General features: G+C 43.1%; 14 protein-coding genes. 6 read left to right on the top strand and 8 right to left on the bottom strand.

Annotated elements, in window-relative coordinates; genetic code table 11:
- Positions 1–136: 136 nt before the first annotated feature.
- Positions 137–979, bottom strand: a complete 843-nt coding sequence (locus FK004_RS11920) for a hypothetical protein (RefSeq protein WP_108737453.1) — start codon at positions 977–979, stop codon at positions 137–139.
- A 98-nt stretch (positions 980–1,077) separates the two neighbouring features.
- On the bottom strand, positions 1,078–1,617 hold the full coding sequence (locus FK004_RS11915; RefSeq protein WP_108737452.1) for a nuclear transport factor 2 family protein: 540 nt from the start codon (positions 1,615–1,617) through the stop codon (positions 1,078–1,080).
- Positions 1,618–1,734: 117 nt separating this feature from the next.
- Between FK004_RS11915 and FK004_RS11910 the strand changes: the two genes are divergently transcribed.
- Positions 1,735–1,914 (top strand): hypothetical protein, encoded by a 180-nt coding sequence (locus FK004_RS11910; RefSeq protein WP_108737451.1) that lies wholly within the window; start codon positions 1,735–1,737, stop codon positions 1,912–1,914.
- A gap of 93 nt (positions 1,915–2,007) precedes the next feature.
- On the opposite strand, the gene FK004_RS11905 is transcribed toward FK004_RS11910, so the two are convergent.
- A complete protein-coding gene (locus tag FK004_RS11905) occupies positions 2,008–2,421 on the bottom strand; it encodes a hypothetical protein (RefSeq protein ID WP_108737450.1) in 414 nt (137 codons plus the stop codon).
- Between the two features lie 604 nt (positions 2,422–3,025).
- Here FK004_RS11905 and FK004_RS11900 point away from each other — a divergent pair.
- Positions 3,026–4,330 carry a GAF domain-containing sensor histidine kinase gene (locus tag FK004_RS11900; protein ID WP_227871600.1) on the top strand — a complete coding sequence of 435 codons (1,305 nt, stop codon included), beginning with the start codon at positions 3,026–3,028 and terminating at the stop codon, positions 4,328–4,330.
- A gap of 35 nt (positions 4,331–4,365) precedes the next feature.
- Here the strand turns inward: FK004_RS11900 and FK004_RS11895 are convergent, their stop codons facing one another.
- Together FK004_RS11895 and FK004_RS11890 are read right to left on the bottom strand one after the other, a co-directional pair.
- Positions 4,366–5,310 carry a nitrilase family protein gene (locus FK004_RS11895; protein WP_108737449.1) on the bottom strand — a complete coding sequence of 315 codons (945 nt, stop codon included), beginning with the start codon at positions 5,308–5,310 and terminating at the stop codon, positions 4,366–4,368.
- A 77-nt stretch (positions 5,311–5,387) separates the two neighbouring features.
- The gene (locus FK004_RS11890) at positions 5,388–6,194 is read right to left on the bottom strand and encodes an AraC family transcriptional regulator (protein WP_108737448.1); all 807 of its coding nucleotides are present in this window, start codon (positions 6,192–6,194) and stop codon (positions 5,388–5,390) included.
- Positions 6,195–6,338: 144 nt separating this feature from the next.
- On the opposite strand from FK004_RS11890, the gene FK004_RS11885 reads away from it, so the two are divergent.
- The gene (locus FK004_RS11885; RefSeq protein WP_157956090.1) at positions 6,339–6,971 is read left to right on the top strand and encodes a hypothetical protein; all 633 of its coding nucleotides are present in this window, start codon (positions 6,339–6,341) and stop codon (positions 6,969–6,971) included.
- Positions 6,972–7,256: 285 nt separating this feature from the next.
- On the opposite strand, the gene FK004_RS11880 is transcribed toward FK004_RS11885, so the two are convergent.
- Complete coding sequence (locus tag FK004_RS11880) at positions 7,257–8,198, bottom strand: nuclear transport factor 2 family protein (protein ID WP_108737446.1); 942 nt, start codon at positions 8,196–8,198, stop codon at positions 7,257–7,259.
- 282 nt (positions 8,199–8,480) lie between these two features.
- Here FK004_RS11880 and FK004_RS11870 point away from each other — a divergent pair, with 282 nt between their 5' ends.
- The 3 genes from FK004_RS11870 (at position 8,481) to FK004_RS11860 (ending at position 11,712) form a co-directional block, all read left to right on the top strand.
- Complete coding sequence (locus tag FK004_RS11870) at positions 8,481–9,524, top strand: NAD(P)-dependent alcohol dehydrogenase (protein WP_108737444.1); 1,044 nt, start codon at positions 8,481–8,483, stop codon at positions 9,522–9,524.
- A gap of 177 nt (positions 9,525–9,701) precedes the next feature.
- Positions 9,702–10,880 carry an MFS transporter gene (locus tag FK004_RS11865; RefSeq protein ID WP_108737443.1) on the top strand — a complete coding sequence of 393 codons (1,179 nt, stop codon included), beginning with the start codon at positions 9,702–9,704 and terminating at the stop codon, positions 10,878–10,880.
- A gap of 82 nt (positions 10,881–10,962) precedes the next feature.
- On the top strand, positions 10,963–11,712 hold the full coding sequence (locus FK004_RS11860; RefSeq protein ID WP_108737442.1) for a DeoR/GlpR family DNA-binding transcription regulator: 750 nt from the start codon (positions 10,963–10,965) through the stop codon (positions 11,710–11,712).
- Between the two features lie 74 nt (positions 11,713–11,786).
- Here the strand turns inward: FK004_RS11860 and FK004_RS11855 are convergent, their stop codons facing one another.
- Positions 11,787–12,236 (bottom strand): ferritin-like domain-containing protein, encoded by a 450-nt coding sequence (locus tag FK004_RS11855; protein ID WP_108737441.1) that lies wholly within the window; start codon positions 12,234–12,236, stop codon positions 11,787–11,789.
- An 84-nt stretch (positions 12,237–12,320) separates the two neighbouring features.
- The gene (locus tag FK004_RS11850; RefSeq protein WP_108737440.1) at positions 12,321–12,686 is read right to left on the bottom strand and encodes a winged helix-turn-helix transcriptional regulator; all 366 of its coding nucleotides are present in this window, start codon (positions 12,684–12,686) and stop codon (positions 12,321–12,323) included.
- Positions 12,687–12,821: the final 135 nt, after the last annotated feature.

The following is a 12,821-nucleotide window of genomic DNA, read 5'->3' as shown; positions in this document are numbered from 1 at the left end:
TGCTGTCGCATGCCTCCTGTTCGTGAACGATAAACCAATCCCTGGATTACCACCACGAACCAGAGGCTCGCGGGAGCCGAAAATATACTTGACAAAAATAAATTACAGCAAACTATTCCTGATATTCCGGTTGTTCCTATAACGAGGTTTTGATCACCTTCCCCTGGGCATTGCAAAGTTGTAGTTTTGCTCCTGTAATTTCAAAATAAAACAGGCCAAAGCCCTCCGAAGGTTTAAACTGCATTCGTTTTAAATCCGGTAGTACCCGATGCAATACCGGTTCGGTATGCTCCCCCTTAATGCTCAGGTACCAATTGTTGTTTTGGAGTTGTACTATTTTAAAATAGGTCGTATTATCCAATTGGACCATACGCCACTGTCCTAATTCTTTTTGAATGGATAATTGGGATTCTACGAGATAAGCTGTTGCTTTTGCTGCTACCTTTTGGGAATCTATTTTCCCAGCGGTCTTTTCAAAATGCTGTAGTGCAGTCGCAATGATGGATGCGGTGCCTTCGCCAAAACTTTGGTCGAATTCCATATCCTGCCCGTAAGCATTCAGCAGGAATCCGCCCACGAAATAATTGGGAAAGAAACCTTCCGGAAGCTGCCCGAGTTCCTTCCCTTTTAAAATGATAGGAAATGTATATTGTTTTAATGCGGTAGCCGGGCAATGAGTCCACACCAGCCAGGGTACCATATTAATCGGATAGTTATACGCTGCCATCGTAGGATAACCAAACCTATCGATCATCAGTGTAACCCGGTATAGATTGAGCACATCTACTTTGGGATCATGAAGAACAGTACCCTCCCCATTATTTTGCTGGTCACTGGTATAAATATAGTCCCAATAGTTCCCTACAGCAAGAGTTCCTTGCAGGTTTTTCACTTCTTTCTTAATCCCCTCCAATTCCGATTGGCAGAAAGCCTGTACCGAAAACAGGCAAAGCAGCAATACAATTATTCGTTTAAACATCTTCTTGTCATTAGCAATTAAAGCAGCAGCGATAACAACCTATAACACTATCCTGCTTAGGGACAGCCTGTAGGGATATGCTTGGCTACAACTTCTGGTTAATCATTTTTCATACTATCATGCCCGTAGCTGATGATCCGGGTAATTTTCCATTGGCCGTCTTTTTTCTGCCAGACCTGTACAAACTTATAGGTTCCGCTTGGCTTTTCGGTATCACCCGGATTGGTATGGTAAAAATTATGTACGCCTATTTCGACCGCACCAAAATTCTTTAGGGGATAGACTTCAAGGCTGCTTTTGACCAGCTCCCTACGGATATGGTTGCCCCGTGCACACATTTCGTGTATCGATTTTAGTTCGTTATCCAGCCCTACCGTCAGGCCACCCAGGTCATGGTAAAATTCCAGGTCTTCGGTAAAATATTTTTTGTAAGTAACCGTATCACAAGTATTAAAAGCTTGAAACAGCAGGCTATCGGCTTTAAAAATTTCCTCATACAGGCTATCGGAATGTGCAATTGTAATTGTAGTTTGAGGTTGGACCGCTTTTTTGGCTGCCTTTTTAGTTTGTTGTGCATGGGCGCTAAGGCTTAGTGCCAGCAGCAACAGCAGGGTACCACAATTTTTGTAGGATATCATTTTTAGGGCTATAAAGAGTTAGGGAGCTAAAATAGTCTTTTTAGGCATTTGTATCGTAGTTGCAGCCCATTCCCCTAAAAATTTTATACGAACAACATCCCGCTTTCCTCCTATACTATGGCCCAAGAACCCTTATTCTTAGATAACGCGACCGGAACTGTAGGCAACGTGACAAGAAGCAAAGAGAACGTGACAAGAGACGTAGAAGGCGTGGCAATACTTATCGCATTTGAAGGTATAATTGTACCCAAAAAACCGGATAGAACAGCCAAAATCCTAATCCTTTGCAGTTTATGACCATAAATACGCAACTGCAGTAGTTAAATCAAAAAAGGAATCGCAGGACTTTAAGCGATGTATATAAAATCACATTGCCCCGTAAGGCAATCGCTATATTTCAGAAAGTTGTACGGGCTGATCGTAGTTGGCAATCGTAATGATTGCTTCGGCCTGCTCTACTACCTCACCCGTCATGGTAGCCCTTACGCTATACGTCCCTTTTTCAAGGCCGGTGATAGGCATTGTAGTCGTTACCACCTGTTGCGGAGTAGTGGTATTCCAATATTCAAAAACGATGGTAGCGTTATATTCTTGTCCCCTAACCGCTGCATTAATCGTCCCGGCTCCGGAACGTGTAGCATCAGTTTTGGTTAATGATATGGAAGGCGCAAAAAAATCAGCAACCTTCAATTTAATCTGCCGGTCCATACGCATCAGGAAATCAATATGCAGCATGTTCCCACTGCGCACCACCAGGCTACTGAGCAATAACAGGGTCATAACATAAAGGATATTCTTTTTCATAGCAATGTTGTTTCTGTAAGGGATGATACCGGTGATGGAACAACCAATTCCATCGTGACAAAGGTACTACCCGCATTCCCTTAGGGTCTACCCCTATAAGTCACAAAAATGTTACATTAGGGTTTTTAACTTTAGAGGAGCTTTTGCAAAAGTGTAGCATCCCATAAATAACTAAATATCAACACGTCAAAATCCAGCTACAATAAGACTGCAGGCATGATTCCGTTTATAAAAACAGGAGCCTGCTTCTCCTATCTTCCATCGGTTTTTACGGCTAAATGTTAAAAAATACCAGCCGCTCCAATCTTATTTTTAAGCCCATCACCTGCATGAGCCTTTAATCGCTTATTTCTTCCCGCTCTCTTTTTACTTATTACTTTTTACTTTTTACTTTTTACTTTTTACTTTTTACTTTTTACTTTTTACTGATCCCTCTTACTGCTCCCTTATCCCTTTTACTCTTACTGCTAACCTTTTACGGCTCACTTCTCCCCTTTTACCTTTTACTCATTGTCTTTTAAATTTTCCGATAATTCTTAGTTACAAATTCTTAACTTTGCTACGTTTATAAAGGTTACATTTAAGACCAGATAAAATATACTATATGATCGTTGATATGGATTTTGCCGAAGATATTGCTGATGTAGGGCAAATCCCGATTATATCTTCTTTATTGGATGTAATTTGTAAAAATACCGGTATGGGCTTTGCTGCCCTGGCGCGGGTAACTGAAACCCGTTGGATTACGTGCAGTGTGAATGATACCATAGGCTTTGGCCTAAAACCCGGCGATGAGTTGGAAGTAGAAACCACGATATGCCACGAAATCCGGGAATCCCGCCAAGCGGTTGTGATTGATAATGTCAATGAAGATGCCTTGTACCAGAATCATCACACTCCGCTGAAATATGGGCTTCAAAGTTATATTTCGGTTCCGGTATACCGCAAGAGTGGTGCTTTCTTTGGAACCCTTTGTGCAATTGATCCCAAGCCACATGATTTAAGCAGTACCGCCATCCTGGAAATGTTCAACCTGTTTGCAGAACTGATCTCCTTTCACCTGGATGCTATCGAAACCATCCGGACGGGCAAAAAACAGTTGTTTCAGGAAAAAGCGATCACCGAAACCTTAGAAAAAGAAGTACGGGAACGGACCAAAAAACTGACAGAAAACAATGCCTCGCTGCAAAAGATGAATGAGGAACTCAAATCATTTGCCTATATCACCAGCCATGACCTGCAGGAACCACTACGGAAAATACAGTTCTTTTCGAGTATGATCATGGAGCGGGAATTGAAAAACCTGTCGGATAACGGAAAGGACTTTTTTAAACGCATGCAGAATGCCGCACACCGCATGCAGTCCCTCATTGATGACCTCCTGTCCTATTCGCGTACCAGTACCGCAGACCGTAAGTTTGAATTAACCAACCTCAGCCAGACCTTGCTGCAAGTCAAAAAAGACCTGCAGGAAGAAGGATTGCAGGAAAGTGATGTAACGATAATTGCCGATTCCATGTGTGATTGCCACGTGATCCCTTTCCAGATCCACCAGTTATTTTATAACCTGATTACAAATGCCATCAAATTTTCGGCACCGGAACGCCCCTTGGTCATTACCATAGGAAGCACTATCATCCAGGGTTACGACGCTCCGAATATAGGATTAGTGCCGGATAAAAAATATTGCCATATCAGGGTTTCCGATAATGGGATTGGCTTTGAGCAGCAATATAGCACCAAAATATTTGAATTGTTCCAACGCCTCCACGAAAGAACCGCCTATGAAGGTACAGGCATCGGCCTGGCCATTGTCAAAAAGATTGTAGGCAACCACAATGGTATTATTACCGCCACCGGAATTCCCAACGAAGGAGCCACATTTGACATGTACCTGACCGCGGAATAACCCGTAAGTCTGTTGCAGTGCAACAGACCTACGGGTTATGTTAACCATACCACCTTTTGCACACTTTCATGTGGCGCGCCGATAATGTCTCCATACAACTCCGGCCTCCGGGCAGCCTTGTACCGATATCCTCCGGCATGTACTAAATTTTCAGGTTCCAGTTCGGCCATCGTAAAGGCGTCTTCCAATTCCCGGCATTCGGCAATAATATTCCCATACGGATCGAGGATCATCGAGCAGCCATTTTTGAGTTGGTCGTCGTCCATTCCTATCGGATTGGCAAAAATGGCATAGATCGCATTGTCATACGCCCGCGCCGGCAGCCACTTCATCAGCCATTCCCTGCCTTTGGGCCCATCAAATTCCGCACGCACCTGTACGGCATTCGCCACTTTGTCCAGCCACAATCCGGGATCGACAAATCCGGCACCGGGCCTGGTCGAAGGCGTACACATCGTAACATGGGGCATGAATATAATCTGGGCACCGAGTAAAACCGTAGCCCGGACATTTTCAATAATATTAGTATCATAACATATCAGTATCCCACATTTCCAGCCCTGGATCTCAAAGACGGTATAGCTATTTCCCGGTAAAATATTGGGATGGATGAAGGGATGTAGCTTGCGATGCTTGCCCAGGAGCCCGGTTTGATCTACACAGACATGGGCTTTATAGAGTTTTCCATCGGTGTCTTTTTCAAATAATCCGGCTAAAATGGTAATCTGGTATTTGGCCGCAATCGCAATCAATGCCTGGACACTTGGCCCATCGGGAATAAACTCTGCCACCTCCAACAGTGCCTCGCGGCTCAGGTGACGGGCAAAAGTATACCCTGTAACAGAACATTCGTGAAAAAGGATCACATCGGCTCCCGCAGCTGCCGCATCCCGGGATAACGTTTCGATGCAACTCAGGTTATAGACTTTGTCATTATTCCGGTTTTCAAATTGTGCCGTAGCTACTTTTAAATTTTTCATGTCATTCCGCTTAGTAATTGAACTGCGAAGTTGACCAAAAATCTATTTTTAAAATTGGAAAAAACCGACAAAATGATTTAGCGGAGCAATAGGAAGTTCACCGCCAGCTGCTGTACATCTGCCTGATATTGCCCTGGCGTTAGCCCCGTGAATTTTTTGAAGCTGTTGTTCAGGTGCGACTGGTCGTAATACCCGGAGGTAAAACTGAGTTCGGAAAGGCTTACCGTAGCGGCACATTGCCGTAGGTTTTTAAGGAAATGCTGAAAACGTATAATATCGGCAAACTTCTTAGGACTCAACCCGATATGCTGCCGGAATTTGCGCTCCAACTGCCTTTCAGTAACCGGAATAGCCTTGAGTAGCGTGGCTACCGTACTTTGCCCTTTTTCGGTGTATATCTGTTGTAAAGTCGTGTCGATCAACTGCCCATCGTAGGTATCCTGATGCAAACGGCTTAAAAGAAATGCTTCAATAGCTTTGATCGCTGCTATACTATCCGACTGCTGTTGTACCTGCTCCATCAGCACATGCCCGGCATTTCCGGTAAGGACTGTAAAAGGTACTGTCAGGTCGTTGAGCTCGAAAGCCGGAATTCCAAACAACCGGAATACAGCACCGGGCTGTAAAACGACAATGAGCATGTCTACAGCAGCAGTAGCCGATAAAGTGGTAAAGAGCGTGATCTGTCCGTAGGCAAACGATTCCGGTTGTCGTGTATGCTGCTCGGTTTCGTTTTGCTGTAGCAAAGGTTTTTTGCGGTGAAAGACAATCCCAGGGCTCCCGTCCGAAAACATCCGGAAATCCAGATGCGCGCCAGCCTCATTTGAAAGAATCAAATAATGCCTGACAATACTTTGCAACGGGAATGAAGGAGCTAACTGCATGATAGAATCCGGTTATAATCTGCGTTTCAGTAATACTAAAGGCAAATTTCAGCCAATTTTAAGCAATAACCAAATGTATTGTGAGAGCATGTATTTGGTCAATTACAAAATATTAGATTCGTATGAGCCAAAAATAATTAGGTATTGAATTATAAAAATCCCTTATTTGTAGTTCGCATCAATACTAATAGTCCGGTAATTTTCTCCTATATGCTTGTTAAGCAAAGAATATCCTACAGTCAAAATATAGTTCATCGAATACGACAATGTATTTATACAGCATTGATTTTATACGCTATCGGTAGTGCTGCACAAACAAAAGTGGTAGACACTTGTGCTTTAACAGGCCCGAATACAGCATGGAAAAAATTATATACAAATGCTAATTCAAAAGCAATACAGTTACAACTCATCCAAGAAAAAATAAAAAAAGATAGCATGTATCATACTTCTGAAGTGCCATTACCAATTCCTTGTGGTTTCGCGAGAGCAACACAAAACAATTTACCCGCAGAAATATGCGCTGTAAAAATTTTATTTTCATTGCAGTATGCAAAAGGAAAAACGATACTGTTAGATTTAAATAAAAATCCTGAATATAGCCCATTGGTTTCAAAATTAAATAGCGAAAATATTGAAAGTATTTCCTATTATGATGGTAGTAGAGCTAAATCTATATATGGCTACAACGGTGCTTCAGGAGTCTTTTTTTTAGCAACAAAAAATAAAGAATACATAAAAGAGATCCAAAGACTTATTCTCAACAAAAGTAAATAAGTCTTTTGGACTTAATACTATCGTGAGCATGATGCTTGGGAACGCAAACCATTTCCAATAGTAACCAATTTTGATTGGCGCCATGAGCTGGAACCTCGCGGGAGCGGCCATTATTCAGAGTATCCTGCTCGGGAACGCAAAACCATTTCCAATAGCCACCGATTTTGATTGGCGCCACGAGCTGGAACCTCGCGGAAGCTGCTATTATGCCGATGCTATCGCGGGCATCCTTCTTGGGAACACAAACTACTTCCCGTAACTATTCTTAAAAGGAAAACTTTAGGTTTAATGGAGGCTTACCACACGGGCCATTTGCCATTGTTTGTCTTTAAAACGCCAGAGTGTTATAAACTTGCTGGGATGGCTTTCTCCGGGTTCGCTACTATTCCGGAAGCTATGGTAGCCCACCTCAACCGCGCCATAACCGGGTATTTCATATACTTCAATACTGTTTGGAGACAGGATGCGGGTGACTTTACCACAAATGTTTTTCTGGATCGAAGCTATCAAATCTTTTTTTGAAGTAGTGAGTCCACCCCCGTCATGATAAAACTCAATATCGTCTGCCGTTAATGCTGCCATCTTATCCATCTTGCAGTTGTTGTAGGTATCAAAATAAAGGCTGTCCAGTTCGACTACCGTGTTGTACAGTGCTTCAGATGCCGGTACATAAGCGTCGGGTACATAACGGTCTGATACGCCCTGGGGATTGTGGTCGATCTTGAAATCGGTTTCGGTAATCATCTTCCATTCTCCTTTTTTCTGCTGCCAGTTCCGTAAGAACTTTGATTCTTCAACCAGCGTTGCCGTGCCTTCTTTAGACACTGTAAAAAAACGCTGCACCCCGGTTTGTACCGCTATATCCTGGGTGACATTAAAAACCTGCAGTGATCCTTTGACCACTTCCCGTCGCATCGACGTCCCTTCATTTTTACGCTTTTTGTCACATCCTTTCATTATGTTGGCAATGTAGGAATCATAGGATTGCGGTGTGGTAGAATCCTTAAGGCCATTGTCGTAGAGCATGACAAAATCCTTAGAGAGGACCGTCTGGAGCTTATTGATAGCACAGCTGTTGAAAATAAAATCAAAAAGGAGGCTGTCTTTTTGCTGAAGCTCCTGAAAGAGTGCAGCTTGTGCCTTATCGGCCGATGACTGCTGTGCGCATACGGGTGTTATACTACACCAGGCTACACAAAATGCGGAAATGAGGAAGTTTGTTTTCATAAAAGGTTAGAGCAGGAAAAGAGGCTGTTGGTTACACGATACAGCTGTTATTCGTAATAAATAAACGTTTCCGTCCCTGATTCCGTTCCGTTTTTTAAAAATAGCATTGTCTTTTTTGCAGCTCCATGTATTTTTAGCCTGCATTTTTAATAACTTTAGTCTGGAATCGAAAACCGGAAGTGCCATGTCCGTTTGAAAATTGCAATTTATTGTTTGATTTTTGCAACTTATTGGTAGTGGACTTATTTATTTTTACGTAATAATTTAATTAACTATAAGAATATGATACCAACAAAAGGATATGCGGCGCAAAGCCCTGAAACAGATTTGGCTCCATGGAATTTTGAACGCCGTGAAGTAGGCCCTCATGATGTTCAGTTTGATATATTGTATTGCGGTGTATGCCACTCCGACCTGCACCAGATCAAAAATGATTGGTTCCCGGGAATATTCCCAATGGTACCCGGACACGAAATCGTAGGGCGCGTGGTAAAAGTGGGCGATCATGTCAAAAACTTTAAAGTAGGCGACCTTGCCGGTACAGGCTGTATGGTGGATTCCTGCCAGGTGTGTGAAAATTGCAAACAAGACTTAGAACAATATTGCCTGGAAGGCAATACGCCAACCTACAATGGTTTTGAGCGTGACGGAAAAACGCCAACGTATGGTGGGTATTCCAATACTATCGTTGTTCGTGAAGAATTTGTATTACATGTTTCGGATAAACTGAACCTGGCTGCCGTAGCACCATTATTATGTGCCGGAATTACTACCTACTCTCCATTACGCCACTGGAAAGTGGGCAAAGGCCATAAATTAGCCGTATTAGGACTGGGTGGATTGGGGCACATGGCCGTTAAATTTGGTGTGGCATTTGGCGCTGAAGTTACTGTATTGAGTACTTCTCCGAAAAAAGAAGCCGATGCTAAAAAATTAGGTGCGCATCATTTTGTAGTGACCACAGATGAAGCACAGGTGAATGCTGCCAAAGGAACTTTTGATTTTATATTAGATACCGTTTCTGCGGAGCACGATTTCAATATGTACCTGTCATTATTGCGTACCAATGGGGTTCACATCTGTGTAGGTGTACCACCAAAACCCGCTGAAATTGCTGCCTTTAGTCTATTAGGAGGCCGAAAAAGCCTTGCAGGTTCCGGTATCGGTGGTATTGCTGAAACTCAGGAAATGCTGGACTTCTGTGCCGAAAACAATATTGTATCGGAAATAGAAATGATTGATATGAAAGATATTCAATCTGCCTATGAACGTATGGTGAAAGGTGATGTTCGTTACCGTTTCGTCATTGATATGGCTACGCTATAATCGTACTAAAATAAGAATTCCATAAGCCCCATAGTGTATGCTATGGGGCTTTTTCTATTGGCAGTAACCCTAACTAAAGCATGTCTTACTCCTAAATCAGTAGTAAAATCGCAAAACAAATAATGCGTATTTATACAAATTTGCATAAATTTGCAAAATAATTTTATTTTCATCCGAATGACTGATTCAATAGTAAAGGCTAAAAGAGCCACAAAAGCAATGTTTCTCGTGTGTGGACTGGGTATTTCCAGTTGGGCACCTATGGTTCCTTATGCCAAAGCAAGATTACAACTCGACGATGCCAGCCTGGGCTTATTATTACTGCTACTGGGAGCAGGAGCGATTATGATGATGCCTGTGAGCGGCTACTTAGCACATAAAGTGGGAAACCGTATCGTTATCCTGTATGCTACTATACTAATGGCACTGCTATTACCCCTTCTTCTAATGATGCATACGGCACTATCAATGGGGCTCGTATTGTTCCTTTTTGGTGCTGCTGTGGGAACGGTGGATGTAGCGATGATTGCACACGGGGTTCAGGTACAAAACCGTTACGGGAAACCGATCATGTCATCCTTCCACGGGCTCTTTAGCGTGGGGGGCCTTTTGGGGGCACTGGGTTTGGGGTTCCTAATGAAAACAGGACTTTCCCCACTGGCTGCCGCACTGAGCATTGCAGGACTGCTCCTACTGATTGTCTTTTCACAATATAGTTCACTCTTTGATGCAGCGACAGAAAGAGCAGCAATGCGTGATTTTTCAACCAGCGCTACAAGCGAAAAAACCACTGCATTCTCCTGGCTCCGAGGCAGTGTAGTATTCCTGGGGCTCCTCAGTTTTGCTGCCTTCTTATCCGAAGGGGCCATGCTGGACTGGAGTGCGATCTTCCTGCATGAAAACCGGGGTGTTACCGAAGAATTTGCGGGAATGGGGTATGCCACCTTCTCTATTGCCATGGCCATCATGCGCCTCGTTGGAGATAAGATTGTATCCCATTATTCCGGACGGACAGTAGTTATTGCCGGGGGGAGTATTGCAGCAGTTGGGTTACTGCTGGCGGTAACCACGCCCTGGGTAGGGACTGCATTACTGGGATTTGCCCTTTTGGGTATTGGAGGTGCGAACATCGTTCCGGTATTTTTAAGCGAAGGCGGAAGACTCAAAAATGTATCTGCCGCTATTGCTGTTCCGGCCATTACCACGATGGGGTACGCAGGACAACTGGCAGGCCCGGCACTGTTGGGCTACATCGCCCACCTGTTTTCCTTACCAATCGCATTGGGTTTTAGCGCGGCCTTATTACTGACAGTCGCTATCGCGTATGGCCTTAAAAACGGGGCGGTATCAAAATAAAAGCATCCTTAGTTTTTATACTGCCTAAAATGACTTTCTAAAACCAGGTTATTTTTATCTTTACCCTTTATTTACGACGCTTATGCTAAAAGAAGAACGTTTTGATCATATACTGGAAGCCCTGAAAGAAAAGGAAAAGGTCACCTATGAAACACTGGCGACCGACCTTAAGGTTTCCGAAGACACCATTCTAAGGGATATTGATTTCCTCCACCACAACGGTATGCTTTCCAAAGTGCGGGGCGGCGCAATACTATTATCGAAGAATCCACTGAATTTCCAGGATCGGACCTCACATCTTTCGGAAGGCAAACAGGTGATCGCATTAAAAGCGCAGCAATTTATAAAAAGTGGTATGACGGTATTTATGGATGGCGGAACGACCAACTGTACCATTGCAGCCCACCTTCCGGTGGATGCTAAATTTAGGATCGTTACCAATAATATGGCACTGATTCCTGTGCTTGCCCGGTTTAAAAATATCGAGCTCATCCTATTGGGTGGTGCGTATAACCGGGACACCGAAACTAATTTAGGGGCCAAAACCTGTGAAGAGATTGGGAACTATATTGCTGATATTTATTTTCTCGGCGCCTGTGCCATCCAGCAACAATTTGGTGTTACAGCTGCCTTTGCGGAGGAAGCTGCTACAAAACAGGCCATGCTGAATGCTGCAAAACAAACCATAGTGTTAGGGAATATTGAAAAATTAAACAGTACCGAACCCTTTAAAGTATGTGGTCTGGAAGCTATTTCCATCCTGATCACCGATTTGCCCGGCAATGACGAGCAATTGAATCCGTACCGGAATAATGGGTTTAAAATCGTTTGATAATTACTGAAAAGTAGTAAATAAAAAAGGCCCCGTCATTTTCTGACGGGGCCTTTCCTATCTTGTCTTACAGCTTATGCAGCATCTCTTAAAGCTTTCACTCTATCGTGATCTGTAGTAAGGCTGGCTTGTTGTTTGGCAATCAAAGCCAATTGTTCCGGTGCTAAATCGCCACGGTTTTCTTCCAATACGTTTTCGTAGGTTTCCAAAGCTTTGTCTTCTCCGAACTCACAAGAATTCAAGATCGTTTTACGGTCATTTCCTGTAAAGGCGGCTTTAACATCCATCCAGGCTCTGAAGAATTTTCCGGTAACTCTCGTTCCTTCTTCAGGTTTACCACCCAAACGTGTTACTTCTGAACGAAGTTCTGTGAGGTTGTTCTGGCTTGTAGTTTGCAATGAGGCGAAAAGGCTTTTCAGGTCGGCTGAATCTGCTTCTTTTGCAGCAGTCTCATATCCTTCAACACGGTCATTGTTAATTTCGATCAGTTTGTTTAATGCGTCAATGCTTTTTTGATTTTCCATTTTGTGCAATTTTATAGGTTATTTTCTTTTCTATAAATTTCCTATAAAATCCAGCCGAAAGCCTTATACAATTTTCAATCATTATTACAACTTTCCAATATCAGGATCTAATTCCTTTTTTTCCTGTTCCAGAACCAGTTTGCCCCAGTCGTTCAGGTGCCACAAAGCCATTACCAATTTTTCACCCAGCGCGGTAAGCGTATATTCAACCCGGGGTGGCAGTTCTGCAAATACCTCTTTGACTAATAACCCATCCTCTTCCATCTCTTTAAGCTGCTGGTTCAGGACACGCCTGTCTACTTTGGCAATACCCCGCAAAAATTCGCTGGGCCGTTTTTTACCTTCATGGATTTGCCATACTATGGGGATTTTCCATTTCCCACTAATGGTATTTACGGCAACTTCCAATGGGCAAATTTTATTTTCTATGGCGCGTACCTTTGTTTTCATAATTGTGATGTATTCCCCACTATGGGGTAAAAATATGCGGTATTGTATACCTGGAATCGTTTTTAAACCTTTGTAAAAATACTGAAAATAAAGAAAGGATGCCGCTCAATACACAAGTCAAAATACTAACAGCAT

Origin of the sequence: Flavobacterium kingsejongi, assembly GCF_003076475.1 — a bacterium.
GTDB lineage: Bacteria > Bacteroidota > Bacteroidia > Flavobacteriales > Flavobacteriaceae > Flavobacterium > Flavobacterium kingsejongi.
Note: the sequence above shows the minus strand (reverse complement) of the source record. Positions and strands in the feature narration are given on the sequence as shown.